General features: G+C 42.1%; 16 protein-coding genes. 13 read left to right on the top strand and 3 right to left on the bottom strand.

What is annotated here, in order from left to right:
• The first annotated feature begins 15 nt into the window (after window positions 1–15).
• The 3 genes from EXN75_RS00355 (at window position 16) to EXN75_RS00340 (ending at window position 5,863) form a co-directional block, all read left to right on the top strand.
• The gene (locus EXN75_RS00355; RefSeq protein WP_134842349.1) at window positions 16–1,578 is read left to right on the top strand and encodes an ATP-binding protein; all 1,563 of its coding nucleotides are present in this window, start codon (window positions 16–18) and stop codon (window positions 1,576–1,578) included.
• 1,064 nt (window positions 1,579–2,642) lie between these two features.
• Entirely contained in the window at window positions 2,643–5,417 is a 2,775-nt protein-coding gene (locus EXN75_RS00345) for a DUF3427 domain-containing protein (protein WP_134842347.1), read from the top strand.
• 53 nt (window positions 5,418–5,470) lie between these two features.
• On the top strand, window positions 5,471–5,863 hold the full coding sequence (locus EXN75_RS00340; protein ID WP_134842346.1) for a (deoxy)nucleoside triphosphate pyrophosphohydrolase: 393 nt from the start codon (window positions 5,471–5,473) through the stop codon (window positions 5,861–5,863).
• Here EXN75_RS00340 and EXN75_RS00335 read toward each other — a convergent pair.
• Together EXN75_RS00335 and EXN75_RS00330 are read right to left on the bottom strand one after the other, a co-directional pair.
• Window positions 5,847–6,224 carry a HepT-like ribonuclease domain-containing protein gene (locus EXN75_RS00335; protein ID WP_134842345.1) on the bottom strand — a complete coding sequence of 126 codons (378 nt, stop codon included), beginning with the start codon at window positions 6,222–6,224 and terminating at the stop codon, window positions 5,847–5,849. The two genes, EXN75_RS00340 and EXN75_RS00335, sit on opposite strands and share 17 nt — an antisense overlap.
• Window positions 6,199–6,504: a nucleotidyltransferase family protein gene (locus tag EXN75_RS00330; RefSeq protein WP_233522241.1), complete on the bottom strand. Its 306-nt coding sequence runs from the start codon at window positions 6,502–6,504 to the stop codon at window positions 6,199–6,201. The genes EXN75_RS00335 and EXN75_RS00330 overlap by 26 nt, the downstream gene beginning before the upstream one ends.
• Before the next feature lie 187 nt (window positions 6,505–6,691).
• Between EXN75_RS00330 and EXN75_RS18585 the strand changes: the two genes are divergently transcribed.
• From EXN75_RS18585 to EXN75_RS00280, 10 genes are all read left to right on the top strand, one after another.
• Window positions 6,692–6,973, top strand: a complete 282-nt coding sequence (locus EXN75_RS18585; protein WP_134842413.1) for a helix-turn-helix domain-containing protein — start codon at window positions 6,692–6,694, stop codon at window positions 6,971–6,973.
• Window positions 6,960–8,093: a DNA (cytosine-5-)-methyltransferase gene (gene dcm, locus EXN75_RS00320; protein WP_134842344.1), complete on the top strand. Its 1,134-nt coding sequence runs from the start codon at window positions 6,960–6,962 to the stop codon at window positions 8,091–8,093. The genes EXN75_RS18585 and dcm overlap by 14 nt, the downstream gene beginning before the upstream one ends.
• 1 nt (window position 8,094) lies before the next feature.
• Complete coding sequence (locus EXN75_RS00315; RefSeq protein WP_246031242.1) at window positions 8,095–10,173, top strand: AAA family ATPase; 2,079 nt, start codon at window positions 8,095–8,097, stop codon at window positions 10,171–10,173.
• Window positions 10,174–10,211: 38 nt separating this feature from the next.
• Window positions 10,212–12,305, top strand: a complete 2,094-nt coding sequence (locus EXN75_RS00310; RefSeq protein WP_187349057.1) for a restriction endonuclease — start codon at window positions 10,212–10,214, stop codon at window positions 12,303–12,305.
• Between the two features lie 197 nt (window positions 12,306–12,502).
• On the top strand, window positions 12,503–13,009 hold the full coding sequence (locus EXN75_RS00305) for a very short patch repair endonuclease (RefSeq protein ID WP_134842343.1): 507 nt from the start codon (window positions 12,503–12,505) through the stop codon (window positions 13,007–13,009).
• A 191-nt stretch (window positions 13,010–13,200) separates the two neighbouring features.
• Window positions 13,201–14,496, top strand: a complete 1,296-nt coding sequence (locus tag EXN75_RS00300; RefSeq protein WP_134842342.1) for an ATP-binding protein — start codon at window positions 13,201–13,203, stop codon at window positions 14,494–14,496.
• A 163-nt stretch (window positions 14,497–14,659) separates the two neighbouring features.
• A complete protein-coding gene (locus EXN75_RS00295) occupies window positions 14,660–15,634 on the top strand; it encodes a hypothetical protein (RefSeq protein WP_134842341.1) in 975 nt (324 codons plus the stop codon).
• A 214-nt stretch (window positions 15,635–15,848) separates the two neighbouring features.
• Window positions 15,849–16,850: a calycin-like domain-containing protein gene (locus EXN75_RS00290; protein ID WP_134842411.1), complete on the top strand. Its 1,002-nt coding sequence runs from the start codon at window positions 15,849–15,851 to the stop codon at window positions 16,848–16,850.
• 40 nt (window positions 16,851–16,890) lie between these two features.
• Complete coding sequence (locus EXN75_RS00285; RefSeq protein ID WP_246031241.1) at window positions 16,891–17,700, top strand: HmuY family protein; 810 nt, start codon at window positions 16,891–16,893, stop codon at window positions 17,698–17,700.
• Window positions 17,701–17,746: 46 nt separating this feature from the next.
• Entirely contained in the window at window positions 17,747–19,726 is a 1,980-nt protein-coding gene (locus tag EXN75_RS00280) for a TonB-dependent receptor plug domain-containing protein (RefSeq protein ID WP_134842339.1), read from the top strand.
• A gap of 123 nt (window positions 19,727–19,849) precedes the next feature.
• Here EXN75_RS00280 and EXN75_RS18445 read toward each other — a convergent pair whose 3' ends face one another.
• Complete coding sequence (locus EXN75_RS18445) at window positions 19,850–19,978, bottom strand: hypothetical protein (protein WP_281279437.1); 129 nt, start codon at window positions 19,976–19,978, stop codon at window positions 19,850–19,852.
• Between the last annotated feature and the right edge of the window lie 82 nt (window positions 19,979–20,060).

Below are 20,060 nucleotides of genomic sequence, written 5' to 3'. Positions count from 1 at the left end.
AATAAGTGAAGCAATATGGCAAGAAAATTATATCCTTTGGGGATACAGACATTCTCACGTATCCGCATGGAGGATAACCTCTATGTAGATAAGACGGAATACGTATATCGTATGACCCATACGAGCGGAAAGTATTTCTTCTTGAGCCGACCACGCCGTTTCGGCAAGTCATTGCTGGTTTCCACGCTCCGCAGTTATTTTGAGGGCAAGAAAGAACTTTTCGAGGGACTTGCCATTTCCAAAATGGAAAAGGAGTGGAAAGAATATCCGGTGCTTCACTTCAGCATGGCAGGTGGCAAGCACATGGAGAAAGAGCAGTTGGAGCGTTACCTTCTTTATATATTACAAGATAATGAGGAGCGTTTCGGAATCGAGTGTGATGCGCCTGATCCCAACGTGAGATTGCTTAATCTGATAAAGACCGTCAATCTGCAGACTGGCAAGCAGGTGGTGGTGCTCATTGACGAGTATGATGCGCCATTGCTCGATGTGGCTCATGACGAGGAAAACTTAGATGTTCTTCGCAACACTATGCGCAATTTCTATTCGCCGCTGAAGGACTGTGAGCCTTTGTTGCGCTTTGTCTTCCTTGCCGGCATTACCAAGTTCTCCCAGCTCAGCATCTTCAGCGAGTTGAATAATATCAGGAATGTAAGTATGGATGAGCCATATGGAGCCATCTGCGGTATTACCAAGGAAGAACTGTTGACCCAGATGAGCGATGACATAGACGAACTGGCCCAGCATCTCGAACTGAATAGGGAAGAGACTGTCCTGGAATTGAAAAAACATTATGACGGCTATCATTTCTGTTGGCCATCCCCAGATGTGTTCAATCCTTACAGTTTGCTGAATTGTTTTGCAGATGGAAAAATCGACGACTACTGGTTTGGTTCGGGCACACCTACCTATCTCATCAATATGATGCGTAAGTATGCATTCCTGCCTTCAGACTTAGGAGAAACTATTTTTGCGGGCAAGAAAGACTTCGATGCAGCTACAGAGACGATGACCACCATCATGCCTTTGCTCTACCAGAGTGGCTATATGACCATTAAGGGCTACGACAAGATGAGTAAACTCTATGAGTTGGCCTTGCCTAATCAGGAGATTAAAGTCGGTTTGTTCGGCAGTCTGCTTCCGCATTATCTGGAGCGTCACACCACCAGTGGCAATACCGCCATTGCCCGTATGTCGGTACAGATACGTCTGGGCAACATAGAGGGTGCCTTGCAGTTGCTGAAGGACTTTCTGGAGACCGTGCCTTATTGCGACAATACCCATTACGAGGGTCATTACCAGCAGATGTTCTACATCATTTTCGCCCTGCTCAGCAATTATAGCATCATTGTGGAGCCTCACACCGCCAAGGGTAGGCTTGATGTGATGATGGAGACAAGGGAAACAATCTATGTGATGGAAATGAAGTTTGATAAGAGTGCAGATGAGGCTTTGCAGCAGATCAACGACCGCAAGTATGCCGATAGCTTTGCCCATAGAGGAAAGCCAGTGGTAAAGGTCGGTTTGAACTTCCTGCAGAAGGGCGGAGTGAGCAGTTTGGAGTGGAAGATAGAATAGTGCAGCTTGATTTTTACGAAAGAATTCATCCACGATACACAATTGATGACAGGCGCCGCTCATCAATAACGGCCAAAATATGGGCAAAGCCTACGTTTTCCATCGGTATCTATCTGCGTGTACTCTATGCTCTTAGTTGGATGATAACATATTGCTCTTTGGCGAGGGATGATAAACTCGGAAGGGCATTACAGGATATGGGACTGAAGAATCGGCACATTCCACCTCTTCGGTCGTGTCAAGTTGCGTCTGATATAGTATAAAAAAATAAAACCTCCAGCTTCACAGTTGGGGGCTTTTTAGAGAGTACCGGGGAAATTCCCCGGAATGATTAACTTACATACGCAAAAACTCTAAGTAGAGTTTCTGCCTGTTCTCACTTCTCTCACGAGAAATTAAACAACTTGTTTCCAAATATAATATGCAAAGGTAGTATATTTCTCCCGAACCACCCAATTATCTCTGATTATTTTCACAACATTAACATTAGCGTGTATTCCCAGTGATATTCACACATAAAGAAGTAAAGTTCCGAAAGTTTTTCACTACCGTAACAAGAGCTTTCGAGAATAGACAAAAAAGTTTTTGACGGCAGTCAAAAACTCTTTTTACGATTGTGACAAAGTTTGGGAAGATATACTTTTTCTCCCGAACCATCCAATTATCTCTGTTTATTTTCACAACATTAACATTAGCGTGTGTTCCCCGTCTCTGTACCCACTTTTATTTTTCCCTGCCCACGGAAAAATTCTTGCGTGGGCAGGGAGAAAAAAATACCCGGGCAGAGAAGGGTATTTGAAAGAGAATTTTGGGGAAATGGAAGTGTCATTGAAAAAGAGTTGGTTTAACGTTATTGTAGAAAAATAGAGATACATATGAAATTGGTAAAATCTTCGAGAAAAGGTGTCATTAAGGGTAGGTGTCATTAAGTGTCATTAAGGTTTTCGGAATTCTCCCTATCCCATAATAATTGTTTTTTTAGGATGCGAAGATATGAAAAATAAGCGGAAAAGTGAAGTATATGAATTCTTTTTTGTATTTTTGCAAGCAAATTGTACAGGCTTATGAAATCGAGATTTTTAACTAATTATACCGAGACATCTTTTCTGTCAACCATTCAGATGAATTTACGACGTTGTAAATCATTTGATTTCTCAGTCAGCTTTATCAAGAAAGCTGGCTTAGTACTTTTGGCGAAAGACATCAAGGCTGCTTTGGAACGTGGAGCTAAAGGCAGAATCATAACTTCTACCTATCAGAACTTCACGGATGTGGAATCTTTGAACTTTTTTATGAGCTTAACGCAATTTCCTCATTTCGAATGCCATCTGGATGATGAATGCTTCCATGATGAGAAAAACTATTCTACCAATGGATTTCATTCCAAAGGCTATATTTTCGAGCTGGAAGATAATAGGGTAGAAATGGTTGTGGGATCATCCAATATCACTCGTTATGCTTTGCTGAAAAACATAGAATGGGATTTGGTGGTGGATTGCGAGCGAGATGCAGAGGCCTATCTTGATGCGATGGCTGAGTTTGAAAAGCTATGGAGCAAGACTTATGAATTGTCTCAGGACAGAATCAAGACTTATGCCACCAAACTCAACTTTGCCATTGAACGCTGGGATATGGATTATGATATGGCTAACTCTGACATCAAGCCCAACTATATGCAGCGCAAAGCACTCAGAGAATTGAATCGCTATCGTGCCATCGGACAGGAGCGTGCATTGGTAATTTCTGCTACGGGGTCGGGAAAGACTTATTTGGCAGCTTTCGATGCGCTCAATTTCAATCCAGACAGATTGCTCTATATCGTTCATGAAAGCTCTATCCTGAAGAAATCATTAGAAACCTTCCAAAAGGTATTTGGTGGCGCTAAGACTTGCGGATTGTATAATGCAGAGGCTAAGGAGTCTGGTGAGGATTTCCTGTTTTCTACCAATGTCTCCATGTGCCGTTCGCTCGAACTCTTTGACAAGAAAGAATTTGATTATATCATTATCGATGAGTGTCATCATGCTGTGGCGGATAGTTATCGCAAGATTATCGACTATTTTGAACCAGAGTTCTTGCTGGGCTTGACAGCTACAGAAAATCGTATGGACAATCAGGATGTGGTAGAAATCTTCGGCAATAATATCCCTTATGAGTTGAGGCTCCGAGATGCAATCATCAACGACCTGATTGTGCCTTTCCATTATTATGGTATTCGTGATGAATTGGTAGATTATGGCTTGACCTCTTCAGGTGAACGCCGATTAATATCGCAAATCTCTATGCCTGAAAACTGCGAGTTTATCCATCAGCAGATAGAGAAACATCGTATGGAGGGGCAGAAACTGAAGGCATTGGCTTTTTGTCGCAATATACAGCATGCAAGGATGATGGCTGATAACTTAGGCGATTATTATCATACAGCATTCTTGAGTGGGAAGAACAAAACTGGTGAACGTATTCGTGCTTACAATGATTTGCAAGATGAAAATCAGAAATTAGAAATCCTCTTTGCTGTAGATATTCTGAATGAGGGTGTGGATATTCCGGGTGTCAATATGGTGCTCTTTTTGCGCCCTACGGAGTCGAGTACTATCTTCTTACAACAATTGGGTCGAGGCCTTCGTAAATATACCAATAAGCCCTACGTCACGATACTCGACTTTATCGGAAATAGCTATAAGCGCAGCGTTCATATCGCTTTGGCGCTGGGTAGTCTTTCCCGTAATTCCATATTAGAGAAGAAACTCCTGAAGTTTATGGTGAGGAATGATTTCAAAAGTTTGGGCTTGAGTGATTATGGTGTAGAAATCCACATCGACGATCTTTCAAAAGAGGAAATCATCGATAAAATAGAGAGCGAGAATTTTAATCGCATCAACTATCTGAAGATGGATTATCAGAATTTCAAGGCATATCTGAAGACTCCATCTTATCCATCGCACATGGATTATATGAATAGTGATTATGCTCCTAATCTCTTGAAATTCATGAAGATAAAGATTGGCTCCAAGAAAACCAATTCTTATTATGGCTTCTTGAAAGGTATAGAAGAAGAGGGACTGCCTGTATTCTCTGATGAGCAAATAGCTTGCATCAATTATCTGTCGAGTCTTTTGCCATTGGTAAGAGAGCATGAGTTTTTGGTGGTAAAGAGTTTGCTGGATGGTGAGAATTCATTGACTCGTATAGAAATGAATGTGCGGAATGAAATCTCTGATTTCAAGCATGAGCAGTTGGAGCACGCATTGCGCTTCCTGGAAGATGGTGGTGCAGTAAAGATAAAGGATGGTAATGTGTATCTGTGTGGAGAAAGTGAACAGGAATATGAGCTTTATCTGCAAGATTTACTCAACTATGGTTTGACGCAATATGAGGCAAGATATGCAGACGCGCAAGATGATTTCTTGTTGTGGCAGGATTATCGTCAGGATCAGGTGCTCTTGAAGATACTGGAGAATCCGAAGCACAATCAGTATGGCACATACTATAAAAATGGCAATATGTATGTATTTGCTGGTTTGAAGAAGGATGCCTCGCTGGATGAACATTTGAAGTATAATGACAAGTTCTTGTCTCCAGATGTTTTCCAGTGGGAAAGTATTGCCCGTATTTCTGCCAAGGATGAGGCTTTGCAGCGGGCGGCCAAAAGGGTATTGGTATTTGTGAGAAAGGTGAGTGCCGAGAATGGAATTACTCTACCTTATACATATATAGGTACTGGTCACTTGGAGAATGCAAGAAAGGGTGTGACGAAGAATGGATCTATATTATATGATATTCACATGGACAATCCTTTGCCACCTGAACTGCAAGAGGATTTCCAATGGATGGAGTAAATGATATTTTAAATTGAGTAGATGATATTTTAAGTTGTTAAGTTGATAAGACAATGATACATTATAATGTGGTAGCAGCCGTTGTTTGCCATAATGGCAAGTACCTCTGCATGCAGAAAGGCAAGACGAAGTTTGAATATACCAGCTATAAATGGGAGTTTCCTGGTGGCAAGATTGAACCTGGGGAAACTCCCCAACAGGCATTGGCTCGTGAGTTGATGGAGGAAATGGAGTACCCTGTAGAAGTAGGAGAGGAGTTGGTAACCGTGAATCACGAATATCCCGATTTCTCAATAACAATGACTGCTTTTCTGTGTACTCCAAAAGCTGAGGCTGATGGGTTCAAGAGAAGGGAGCATGCTGATAGCAAGTGGTGCAGCCAAGAAGAGCTGAAGGGGCTCGACTGGGCAGCAGCGGATGTTGATGTAGTTAGAATTTTGCTATAAAATACTCGATGGCTGCTAACAAATCATCGAGATTGTTCTTGATGACATCTAACACTATATCCCCGTCTATATTAAAGTAACCATGTGCAATATGGTTACGTATGCCAATAACATCTTGCCATGGTATTTCTGGACGTTCAATTAATAGGCGAGATTGAGTTAATCTGTCAATTTGCTTGACTCCTTCTCCAATTGCCTCTATAAGCATACAACTAGCTGCAAGATTCTTCATTCCCTCAGGCGTACTATAGTAATCATCAACAACCTGTACATCTCTGTTCCAATCTTGCAATTGTTTGATAGCTTCCTTAATTTGTATTAAGGTGCCAACTATTCTATTTGATGATGTATATTCCGTCATGTTCTATTTCTTTAAGAAGGAATGGATTTATATGCTTGTGCATTCTTACTATATCAACAGAGCATTCTAATAAGTTTTCTAAAAAACGCTTTAATCTAACCACAAGGAACATTTTGGGTTCCATATCTACACATATATCAACATCACTACCTTCTTTCTGTTCATTTCTGGAAACTGAGCCAAAAAGGCGCAATGACTTTACTCCGAAGTTCTTTTTCAGCTCTTCGGCATGAGATAAAATCAGTGATATATAGTATTCCTTTGACTTCATAATCATCATTTTTGTTTCTACCGCAAAGATAAGATAAAAACTTGAAACTACCAAGCATAAGCCTTCTTTTTTATGAATTATTACACGATTATAGATTTGATTCTATGTGATATTCGATTTTGGGATATCCGATAAAAGAATATATATTTGCGCCTAAAAATAAAGTAAAAATGGACAAGAGCATACATTCACATTTATATCACCAAGTCATTGGTCGCTTGCGCAGCAAGCGCGAAATGGGGGGGTAACACAGGCTCAACTCGCTGAACTACTGAAAGTTAATCAGGCGTTTATAAGCAAGATTGAGACTTGTGAACGCCGCCTTGATATCATAGAACTTCATCATATTTGCCAGGTTTTAGGCATCTCGTTTGTCGACTTCATTCAGGAAGTCGATAGGGATATACTGTGCAAAAGAGAAGAAGAAAGTTACATAACTATTAAAGATTTTAAAAAAATAAGGTATGGAAAAAATTAATAAAAAAGAATTTCATACCTTTACTTTTGTGGATTTATTTGCAGGTATCGGTGGTTTTCATACGGCTATGCATAGTGTGGGAGCTCATTGCGTTTTTGCAAGTGAATGGGATAAATATGCGCGTATATCCTATGAGGCAAATTATAAAGATATAGAGCCAAATCTTTTTAAAAAAGATTCATTGGGAAATTATAAATATTTTAATGAAGATATAACAAAGGCAAATCCTGCAGATATTCCTGATTTTGATGTTTGTTGTGGTGGATTTCCTTGTCAGCCGTTTTCCGTAGCCGGACTCAAAAGAGGTTTCGAAGACACCAGAGGAACCTTGTTTTTCAATATAGCAAATATTGTAAAATACAAAATAGAGCATGGTTGTCCTCCAAAGGTCTTGTTTTTAGAAAATGTTAGAGGTTTGAAGAGTCATGATAAAGGTAATACTTTAAAGGTAATTCTTGCAACCTTGGAAGAGTTAGGCTATGGTGTTTCATATACAGTACTTAATGCTAAATATTTCGGTGTTCCTCAGAACAGGGAAAGATTATTCATCATTGCATGGTATAAAAAAGCAATCAATGTAGAAATGTTTAAGTTCCCTTATGGTATTGACGCAAATGGTAATACTATATATGACAAATCAAAATTAAAGGAAGGAACTATGCCTACTAGGGTTTCTGATATATTCGAACCTGATGATGCTGTGGCAGACTTTACTATTTCTGATAGAATGTGGGAAGGTCACCAGAGACGTAAGGAACGCAATATGGCAAATGGCAAAGGTTTCGGTTATCGTAAATTCTTTGGTGATAGTGAATACTGTAGTACGATTTCAGCAAGATATTGGAAAGATGGCAGTGAAATATTAATAGATCAGGCAGATAAAAATCCTCGTACGCTATCACCTGTAGAAGCAGGAAGATTACAGGGGTATAGGATTATAGGAAATGGATGGAAATATTCTGAATGTGCTGATAATCAGAATTATAATTCTTCTAATCCAGAATTCCGAATAGTAGTTTCAAAGAAAGAAGCTTATCATCAATTTGGGAATAGTGTAGCTGTGCCTGTGATAAAAAGGTTAGCACAAGAAATAGTCAATCAATTATTAAATAAGTCATAGTATGGACGAATTGTTAGATTTAGGTATACTGAAAACAAGTTTGAGTGAGCTCATTGCTCATTCAAATATAGATGACTGTGTTTTGCCTAATGAGTTTAAGGCAAAATTTAATGCCTTTGGTGATTATAAGATTGAACACTACAACCTGTATACATTGCAGGTAAGTTCAAAAAAATCTTTATTGGTAATCCCTAATCAATGGGTTTATATTGCTGCATGCTGTTGCCAGTATTATGTAGAATTGATTAAGTATAAGGACAAGTTAGATGCTTTGGGCTTTACGTCCGACATGTATGAGGCTTGTCATCCTAGCAAAGATAATAGTAGTATTCCAGAGGACCAGAAAACTAAAGATGCTTGCAAGGAAAAGGCAGAGCAATTTCTCGAATCCTATGATGGCGCAGATAAAGAGCTTCTGGTAAATTTTTTATGGAATTATGAATCTTGGGGTGGTGGTAAAAACATAAAGCGTTCAAATGATTTTACTGATTCTCCTGTTCTTAATATTGCAAATACAATTAATGCTTCTAGTAGCTTGATTGGTTCTATTGCTAAGGGGCTGGCAAATCAAGATTGCCTTAACTTGCTTCTTGAATCGACGGAATGGAAGTCTTTTTCTGTTCCTCAAAAACGTTTTGACCTTAGTGACAAGAAAACTCTCCAGCAAATCTTCTATGGTGCCCCTGGTACTGGTAAAAGTCATGCAATAAATGAACTGACAACTGGTAAGGATGTAATTCGTACAACGTTCCATCCTGATACGGATTATTCCACTTTTGTAGGTGCATATAAGCCTACCACTAAGTCTGTGCCGGTAACAACTGTTATTGGTACTGAAGCCGTTCCTGTGAAGGGCAAGGATGGCAAGGAAATGAAGGAAGACAAAATCGTCTATGAGTTTGTGAGCCAGGCTTTCATGCAGGCTTATGTTGAGGCGTGGAAGAAATATTGTACCGTGCAAGAGGGTGAAGAGCCAGTGGATGAATATTTGGTTATTGAAGAGATTAACCGAGGCAACTGCGCCCAGATATTTGGCGATCTCTTTCAGCTGCTTGATCGTGGAGATGAAGGATTCTCTGAATATCCAATCAAGGCTGATTCTGACATGAAAAAACAACTTAAAAAAGAATTTGCAGGGTTGGAAATCAAGAATAAAGTAAGTATTAATGATCTCTTTAAAGGAAAGGATATTGTAGCTCAAGTATTGGAGGGCGAAGTTTTATTATTGCCAAATAACCTTTATATTTGGGCTACTATGAACACCAGCGATCAAAGCCTCTTTCCTATAGATTCTGCTTTCAAACGCCGTTGGGATTGGTATTATGTGCCAATAAGCAATGCAGAAAAGAACTGGACTATTGAAGTAAATGGAGCCAAGTACGATTGGTGGAACTTTCTTCAAGCCATCAATGATAGGGTCTATGATGCAACTTATTCGGAAGACAAGAAACTCGGATATTTCTTCTGCAAGGCTGATGATGGTATTATAAGTTCCAGCAAGTTTGTCAGCAAAGTAATCTTCTATCTTTGGAATGATGTTTTCAAAGATTCTGAATTTGAGGGCAGTGCTTTCAGAGATGAAAATGGTGAAAAACTTTCGTTTGACAAATTCTATTCTGTAGATAATGGTAAAGTCAAAGTGAATGAGGAAAAAGTTGAATTGTTTCTCAAAAATTTGGAATTAGAGCCTGTCTCTGAGAATGATGAAGACAACAGTGAAGATGGATTTGAAACCGAAGGGGATAAGACACTCCCAAGATCTCCAAAGGTGTTTGTAGTTACATTCCCTGACGGAACTGTCATAAACGAGGCTAATAAGTTTGAAACCTATCATAAGGTGCTTTCAAAAATCGGAATAGAAAAGGTAGAGAATATTGCGGCAGAAATGAAATATCATCGCCATCATACGCCTCTGGTGACAAAGAGTAAACATGAGGCGATATTGAATGATTCTACCTATAATTATATTCAAGAGGGCAATTATTATGTTGTTAAAGGTATCAACCAGATTACTATGTATCGCATGGTAATGTTGTTGAACGAACGCTTAAACTTGCAGCTGAAAGTACAATATGAATAAACCTTTTATCTGCAAATAAACTTTCAAAAAGAAGGAAAATGAGAATTCTTATAGAAGAATATCAATACAATGTGTCTGAGGTGCATGATGCCTTGTACGGCATAGATGCAATGGAGAACATTGAGGGCAAAGTGTCAATCCATTATGTAGGGTATTATTATAATGCCCTATTAGGCGACTGTGTATTTATTCTTCCTAAAGTGTTGTTGCGTGATGTTGATGGCAAGGAACTTGCTTTTGGCAAGTACCTGCCATGCGAGATTATCAACCCTGAAGGTCAGGAAAAAATGACAAAAGAGGAGCGTGATTTTCTATATGGCTTTGCTGTATGGATATACAGAGCTATTGTGGTGTATAAGAACGACAAGAGCAACGACTCTACCATCGTATATCAGAAGATGATTAATCAGGTGGGTGGTAGTAGCAAACGAAAGAGCAACACATTTCTTGATATTCTTCTTTCGCTGATCCAGTTTAATAAGGATAATAAGAGTTTCTTCTTCTTCGTGTTGAAGAACCTTTATTCTGGTTTGAATAAGATTAACTGGACCCGTACCATCAGTACTACTTCTGCTATTATACAAGATGGGAATGCTATCTATTTAAGTCCAGTTAACAAGAAACGTAAGATTAACTTTGATGAAGAACTGCTTGTTATCTTCTTCTCGATTCTCAATTATATAGGTGATACATACGGATTTCCTAAAGAGATAAACTGCAATTTCGACTTGATAAAGGGCAAGCTGTTTGAGAAATACAGAAACGGATATGGCAAAGTACGTTTGAGTCAAATTAAGTATAAGTATTTTTCAGACAAAGCGTTACAGCTTTGGAAGCTCTGTTATGCATTCTTTGATAAGTCACATCAGATATTCGTAAGTACTAGTCAGAAAGAGTACCTGCTTGTCAAGAGTTTCCATATCGTGTTTGAAGCGATTATTGATGCCTTAGTGGGGGATAATCCACTTCCAGACGGCATGGAAAAGAAACAGGAAGATGGTAAGATTGTTGACCATCTCTTTACGGCAAAGAGCCTGATAGAAGGCGAATCAAGTAATACTTATTATATAGGTGACAGTAAATATTATAAGATGGGCAATGAACTTGGCAAAGAGTCCGTCTATAAACAATACACTTATGCGAGAAATGTTATACAGTGGAATCTGGATATTTTCAATGATGGTAAAGTACCACCATCGGGTATTAAACTTCGTGATGATGAAACTGAAGGATACAATATTATTCCTAATTTCTTCATTTCGGCATCGATGGATGAGAAATATCGTTATTCTATTGATGGTATTAAGGAAACTGACAGAAAGAATAATAGGTATATGTCGAAGCAGTTCCAAAACAGGTTGTTTGACCGAGACACCTTGTTGTTGTTTCATTACGATGTAAATTTCCTGTTTGTCCTCTCGCTCTATGCGAGGAATAATAAGGATGAGCAGTATCAGTGGAAGGAGAATATCAGGTCTAAATTCTGTACGGAGATTCGAAACTGGCTCCAGCAGGATTTTGATTTCTACGCAATGCGCCCGCTCCCTACTGTAAACGTGAAGGAATATGTGGAAACACATTTTAGGCAAGTACTCGGTAAAGTATATACGCCATTTAGCGAAGAAAACATCTTCTCGCTTGCTCTCGACAAAAAAGAAGAAAAAGACAATGAGGCTCTGCTTGCTGAACTTAGGAAAAGTTTTATAGTAAAGGGGTGCAGTTTGGGTACTGACCCACATGATGTCTTGCCTGAAGAAAGTGTTTATGAGTATGTAAAGGATGCTATCCCTCAAAAAGAATTGGTATATAGAGCCGAAAACGTGTTTGTATTAGCTGTCGATAGAGATTCTTACGACGATTATGAGCATAACAGGCTTTCTGTAGAAATCCCTCTGGACATCAATAACGGTATGTTCAAGATAGATTCTATCGACTATTTTATGTTTATAGTAGAAAATGCATCTGAAGGATATTATCGGGTGGCAAATTCCAGACTTAAAATAAAGGATGGTAAACTGATCTTAGCCATGTCGCTAACAGATTATCAGAGCTTCGAGTTTGGTTTCAAGGAGGTTGCTGAGTGCGATACGAAAACTATCGTTTCTTTGCAGGATCTGATGAATGTAAGATAAGGAAGGTAGGTAATGTTTAATCCTCAAACGGAAGTTCTGTTGCATTTCTTGCAATCCATCTGTAGAAATCAAGAAATAATACTCTTTTCTGCAAGTTTTTGTTTTTTTCTTTTGGGTTTTGAGAATAAAATAATAATTTTGCGGATGAAAAGTTATGATGGGATTGAAGAAATCCATTTTAAAAAAGATAGAGTAAAATGTCAGACCGTTTAACCATAGAACAGCGCCACAACAATATGGCGGCAATAAGGGGCAGGGATACCAAGCCGGAGATTCTTGTCAGGAAATTTCTGTGGTCGCAGGGTTTCAGATACAGGCTCAACCATCCACGCTTGCCAGGAAAACCTGACATCGTGCTGCGCAAATACCGCACCTGCATCTTCGTGAACGGATGCTTCTGGCACGGACATGAAGGCTGCAAATACTACGTCGTGCCGAAATCTAATACCAAGTTCTGGCAGGATAAGATTCTGCGCAATCAGCAGCGGGATCTTGAGGTAATGCACAAACTGGCTGAAATGGGCTGGCACACGATCGTGGTATGGGAATGCGAACTGAAACCTGCCGTCAGGGAACAAACCCTGGAATCGCTTGCCTTCACTCTCAACCATATTTTCCTACAAGACTGCAGCGTCAGGCATTATGAACTGTCCGAAGAAGACTCGGCTATGGCGGCGGAGCCGGAACCGAAGCATCGGGAATAGTCTGCAATAATCTCTTCAGGTGTCATTAAGGGTGGGTGTCATTAAGGTTTTCGGATGATGATTTTTTCTTCTTATCCTCGAAAAAGTGTATGATTTAACATTTGTTATCATCGAAAAAGTGTGTTGTTCTCTTGTTTTTATCCTCGAAAAAATGTATCTTTGCAGCGCAAATATTTAAATTACAGATAGTTATGAAAAGAAAGATATATAATCAACTCCTGAAATGGAAAGAAAACAAGGACAGAAAGCCCTTGATGTTATTGGGCGCCAGACAGGTGGGGAAGACTTGGATTATGCAACACTTTGGAGAAAAAGAATATAAAAATGTAGCTTATATCAACTGCGACGATGAGCCAAGAATGAAACAACTCTTTGAACTTGACTACAACATAGACAGAATCCTCATTACCATCCAAGCTATTACTGGTGTCAAGATTACTCCTGCAGATACTCTCATCATCATGGATGAAATACAGGAGGTTCCAAGAGGACTCCATAGTTTGAAGTACTTTTGCGAAAAAGCTCCAGAATACCATGTCATGGTAGCAGGTTCTCTCCTTGGAGTTACGCTGGGAAAAGGAGAATCGTTCCCGGTAGGAAAAGTAGATATGCTTACCATGTACCCAATGGATTTTGAGGAATATCTTGAGGCAACTGGCAATGAGGGCTGGATAGAATTACTCCATTCTAAAGACTGGGGACTTATCGACATTATGAAACCTAAAATGACGGAATTGCTCCGGCAGTATTACTTTGTGGGAGGAATGCCTGGTGTGGTAAGCAAATTCATAGAAAATAAAGACTTGAAGCAGGTTAGAAAACTGCAGCGTGAAATACTGGAAGCCTATCGCAGAGATATTTCCAAACATACTTCTGCTGCAGAATCCACAAGAATCCGGGAGGTGCTGGATTCGCTACCTTCTCAGCTGGCACGTGAAAACAAAAAGTTCATCTATGGAGCTGTGCGCAAGGGTAGTAGAGCCAAAGATTTTGAACTGGCCATACAATGGCTGGTAGATGCTGGTATTGTATATAAAGTGAGCCGCATCAAGGAGCCTAAAATGCCTCTCAAGTTTTATGAAGATATGGAGGCCTTCAAACTTTTCCTATTAGACTGTGGACTCTTAGCTTGTATGACAGATGCTTCGGCAGACCAGATGCTGATAGGCGACAATGTTTTTACTGAGTTCAAAGGTGCATTTACAGAGCAATATGTTCTCCAACAACTATTGGCATTGGGATTAAAGCCCTATTACTGGAGTAATGCCAAGACTCCTTCTGAAATAGATTTCATCATTCAGGGCAACCAGAGGATTATACCTATCGAGGTAAAAGCTGAGGAAAATGTACGTGCCCGTTCCCTGGCTCAATTCATCAAAGACAACCCTGAGTTGAAAGGATTACGCATCTCTATGAAAGGATATGTGGATCAAGACTGGATGGAAAATATCCCTCTCATAGCCATTGATACATATTTTGAGCGGTGATTTCCGGTCGTGGTCATTATTTCTGATGACCCCTCACTTTTCCCAAAATCATTATTTGTAAGTATTGCGAATCTGTCTAAATAGTAGTACCTTTGCAACTCAATTTTATATCAGTGATTCATTAATTTATAACAATTTACTATTTAGACTTTTAAGAATGGAAATGAAGAATTTGTATTGGGGAAAGACCATCGGATCTATCCTCATCATCCTGCTCCTGATGCCGCTCGGACATGCGCTCATGATCATCATGGAACATACGCTCGAACCTACCACGCTGCACTACTCGGCTTTCGCGATGGGTTTTGTGGGACTCATCGTCGCCATCTGCGGCGTGTTCGTGAAAGGGGATACGAAACAGACTTGCTATGGAATGACAGGTGCACTGCTCTTCTGGACCGGATGGGTGGAATTCCTCTTCGCCTACTACGCTCAGAGATACGGCGTGCACTGCGACCTGGTGGGCAACGGTATCGTGCAGACGGCTACGGAATATGTGAATGGTGTAGGGGTTCATCATACTTATACGCTCAATGGTACTCCCATCGAGGAATTCGGACGTGCGGAACTTAAAGAAATACGTGGCTCCAGACCTGAATACCTCATCATGCCTGCCTCTTTCGGTATGTGGATGATGTTTATCGTGATGTACGTGTTCTGCACCAAAACGGGCTGCGATTTCATCCGTTGGATTCAAAACCACTGTGGCGTGAAAGAACGTGTGGAACTGCGTCCGATGGCTCATCATCCTGCCATCGTCACCTTCATGGAATGGAACATCATGATGTGGGGTTTGTATCTGCTGCTCATGTTCTGCTACGACCCTGTCTTCCTCGGTTCTACTCATCCTATTACCTACGCCGTGGGCATTCTCTGCCTGATAGGTTCGGGCATGATATTCAAGAAGGAACTGCACATTAAGAGCTGGGGCAGAAACCTGAGAATGGCGCTTGCCAACGTGATCGTGCTCTGGTCGGCTGTGGAGATTGCTGCACGCAACGGCTTCTTCAAGGAGATATGGGTGGACCCGGGAAATCACGTCGTGGAGATGGTGGGAATCCTGGTGGTTTTCGTCGGTCTGATAGCCGGCTTCTGGTTCTACAGCGGCAAAGACCAAACTGCTGAAATCGTGGATTAGAATTTTAGAGATATTCCGTCTAATACCTACAAATGGGGATTAGGCGGAATACATATTTTTAGGTATTGCACATTCCGGAGAAACCTTGTATCTTTGCACCCCGAAAAGGAACTGGAGGCCTGTGACGGGCTGCCGATTCCTCTGTTCTTCCCCATCAAGGGAACAACTCAATAAAAGGTAATAGATTAGTAATTTAAACGAAAGATTGTATAAAATGAAGAAATTCTTTACGCTTATTTTTGCCACTATGTTGGCTTCCTCTATGTCGGCTCAGATGCATGGTGCTCTGAAGTTTTCCGGTGCTTCTGAAATGGCTGTGATGGGCCAGAATACTCCTTGCGAGAGCGATACGGTGAAATTTGAAATGGTCAGCATGTCGGCTGGCAACATCACGTTCCCTGCTATGGAAGGTATGGCTACCATCCCTTCGTTCACTATCGAGAATGTGACGTTTACTAAGGGCGAAAATCATGTCATTACGATGGCTGAACAGACTTTCAGCGCCAAGGTGACTGTGAATAATGAGGAGAAATCCATCACCGGTTCTTCGCTTACCGGTACTTATAATATGGCTGACAATTCGCTCACGCTGAAAGTGGTGTTCAAATATGGCAAGATGCCTTTACCGCTCACCTACAGCATCAAGTCTTACTACATCAAGGAAGTGAGCAGTCCGATAGCTGTGAGCATTGGCGGTATGATGAATTATGAGAATGCGGGCGTTACTTATCAGGTGCGCAAGTATATGGATGGCGAGACGCAGAAGATGGACGTGACCGTGCCTACCTATACGCTTGACAATACTGTGATGGGCAATATGACTCTCGGCACTTACACCATCAAGGGGCTTATCTACGATGAGGCGAAGGGTGGTTTCTATCGTGACTACAAGAACGACGGTCTGAAATTCCACGTTGTCTGCAAGGGCGGAAGCATGAATATGGACAATGATTATAGCTTCAACGCCGAGAAGGACAATAATATCCTCGTGAAGTATGAAGGCAGCAAGGTGAGCGACATCATCAACAGATTCCAGATGGGGGCTATGCCTTTCTATATCTCAACCAACTTCAAGGCGGTGACCAACGGCATCGGTGCAGTGAAGAGCCAGACGGCTAAGGGCAAAGGAAAGATGTACAACCTGCAGGGTCAGCTGGTAGGTGACAACTACAAGGGTGTGGTCATCATCAACGGTAAGAAATTCCTAAAAAAATAATTTTGATAAACTTGTTTAGCAGATGATATTTCATTCAATCATGAATCATCTCAAAATGACCGTTGCTGGAGTGGGAATCCTGATGCTCACTTCCTGCAACGGTATTTTTGACGATATCTACGACCAGCCGAAGGAGATAGTGCCGGCGAAAGGTCAGCTTCTGATAGATGCTACCAGTTGGACAGACTGGTATTATGTGGACCTGAACCTGCTGCAGCGACTCACTGAGGCGGGGGATGAGGAGGCGCTGATGAAGGCGCAGACGGAATTTGCGGCTTACCCGATTCCGATGACTGCCACCGGCGAGAAGGACGAGTCGGAGGCGGGACATGAGGCGGCTACACAGGGCAGAAAGGCGGGACAATATATGTACTGGTTTGATGTCTTCGGAGAGGGAATCAAGAAGAACACCTTCTCTTATTATACGCCTACTGAGGGGCAGGAGGAGCCTGAGGAATGGACCTTGGCCGTACACCGTAACAATGTGAGAACCAACGGCGGGGCGGTGCTGGAGACTTCCTATACTTCGATGGACGAACTGCCGGAGAGCAGCGAGGCTTTCAGAAACATGAACTTCCAGGAGGATGAATGGAGCGAGAACCTGGTGTGGGACAGTCAGGACCTGATGCTGATGGGCTACGTGCCTTCGCAGGGCATCTGCGTGAACAAGGTGCTCTCATCATGGCTCAGCATGAAAATTCCACCTATGCCGCCTGCCTTCAGCATGAACAATCATGTGTTTATCCTGCGCCTCAAGGATGGTACTTATGCTGCCCTGCAGCTGGAAAACTATCTGTCGCAGGAGGGAAAGAAGTGTTTTCTCACCATCAACTACAAGTATCCTTATTAGTAAATGCAACGGGTTTCCGATGCAATCCTGATTTTTAGAAATAACAATGAAGAAATATATTTTATTCTCCATGCTCATGGCTGGGACGGCGCCGGCTGCGGCTGCGATGGACTCGGATGATGCTTACGTGGACTCCGTTTGTCGCCAGTTCGACCTCAACGAGGTGGTGGTGACAGGCACTCGTACGCCTAAATTCCTGAAGAACACGCCGATTCAGACGCGCGTGATCAATGCACGCGAACTTGCCCGACTGGATGCTACCAATGTGCAGGACTTGCTGCAACAGGAATTGCCGGGCGTGGAATTCTCGTATGCGATGAACCAGCAGACCCATCTCAACTTCTCCGGTTTCGGAGGACAGGGTGTGCTCTTTCTCGTGGACGGCGAGAGACTGGCGGGAGAGACGATGGACGATGTGGATTTCACCCGTCTGAACATGGATAATGTGGAACGTATCGAGATCGTGAAGGGTGCGGCTTCGGCGCTCTACGGCAGCAATGCTACGGGCGGCGTGATCAACATCATCACCAAGCGCAACCGACAGCCCTGGACGCTCAACGTGAATGCCCGATATGCTAAGCACAACGAGCAGCGATATGGGGCTACGTGGGGGCTGAACTCCAAACACTGGAACAATATGCTCTCTGCCCACTTCAACCGCATGGACAATTACGATGTGCACAGTGCGGCGAATCCCGTGACCCGCATCATCTCTACGGTGTATGGGGATAAGACGGTCAATCTGAAGGAGCAGTTGACGTGGAGTCCTGCCAGCAACTTCAGTCTGACGGGGCGTGCGGGATATTTCTTCCGTGAAACAGTGAGGTCGGCCGACCAGCCTGAGCGCTACCGTGACTTCTCGGGCGGTCTGCGCATGAACTGGCAGATTTCGGATGCTGACGACCTGCAGGCAAGTTATGCGTTCGACCAGTATGACAAGTCGGACTATCAGCGCATCACCCGTCTGGACATCCGTGACTACAGTAATGTGCAGAATTCCTTCCGCCTGCTCTACAATCATACTTTTGGGGGTGGCGACGTGCTGACCGTGGGTTCCGACCTGCTGCACGACTATCTCTACAACACCAATCTGGAGGGAGAAACCAGGAAGCAGGACAGTTGGGATCTCTTTGCTCAGTACGACTGGCGCCTCAACGACCAGTGGGAACTGGTGGGTGCGCTGCGCTACGACTATTTCTCCGATGGCAAGGATTCTCATCTCACGCCGAAGCTGAACGTTTGTTACAAGCCATTGCGCAATCTTGCCATCCGTGCCGGCTATGGTATGGGATTCAGGGCGCCTACGCTGAAGGAGAAGTACTACAACTTCGATATGTCGGGCATCTGGATCGTGGAGGGCAACGAGCATCTGAAATCGGAGGTGAGCCACAACTTCAATCTCTCGGCCGAATATACTAAGGGCCACTACAACTATACGGCCTCTATATATTATAATAAGGTGAAGAACAAACTTTCTACGGCGGCTCCTTATTTCAAGACGGCGGAAGACAAGCTGCCTTACCTGCCTTATTCTAATCTGGACGACTACAGCGTGTGTGGTGGTGAAGTAGGGGCACAGGCGAAATGGAACAATGGTCTGGGTGCTCGCATCACTTATGCTTATACGAAGGAGCAGCTGGCGAAGGACAAGGACGGGAATTCCATCAACAACCAGTATATTCCTGCCCGTGAGCATGCGCTGAACGTTCGCATGGACTACGATCGCCAGATAAGCAGCAACTATGGGCTGAACATCGGTTTGCAGGGGCGTGTGCTTTCGGGCGTGGAGAATGTGGAATACAAGGACTATTATGATGTGAGCAAGGGCACGATCTCCGTGGAATATCCTGCCTACACCCTCTGGAAACTCTCGCTGGTGCAGCGCATCGGCAAGGCGGTGAAGGTGAATGCTGCGCTGGATAATCTCTTCGGTTATAAGCCTAAGTTTTATTATCTGAACAGTCCGATTACGGATGGTGTGACCTTCCAGATAGGAGTCTCCATTGATATTGACAAGTTTTTCTAATGTTCATTTAGAAAATTCTCAAGTTGTCTTTAGAAAACTTACTGAAATTAACTATAATTTCTTCTGCATAATAAAAATCCCAATCCACGGAATTGATTCCAAAGGATTGGGATTTGTTTTTTTCTATTTTCTTTTTTTCTTTCGCTTCTCTTTTCTTTCTTGAAACATCTTCCTTGAAAGTCCTCTCTTTCTCTTCTCTTTCTTGAAAAATCTTCCTTGAAAGTCCTCTTTCTCTTTTCTTTCTTCTTTCATTGAAAAAACTTTTTTGAAAGTCCTCTCTCTGAGAGTCTTCTCTCTTTGGAAGTCAGTATCCTCTCTGTTTCTCGTAAATAAA

The organism is Segatella hominis, from assembly GCF_004535825.1.
Lineage (GTDB): Bacteria > Bacteroidota > Bacteroidia > Bacteroidales > Bacteroidaceae > Prevotella > Prevotella hominis.
This window is presented reverse-complemented; position numbering and strand designations above follow the sequence as displayed.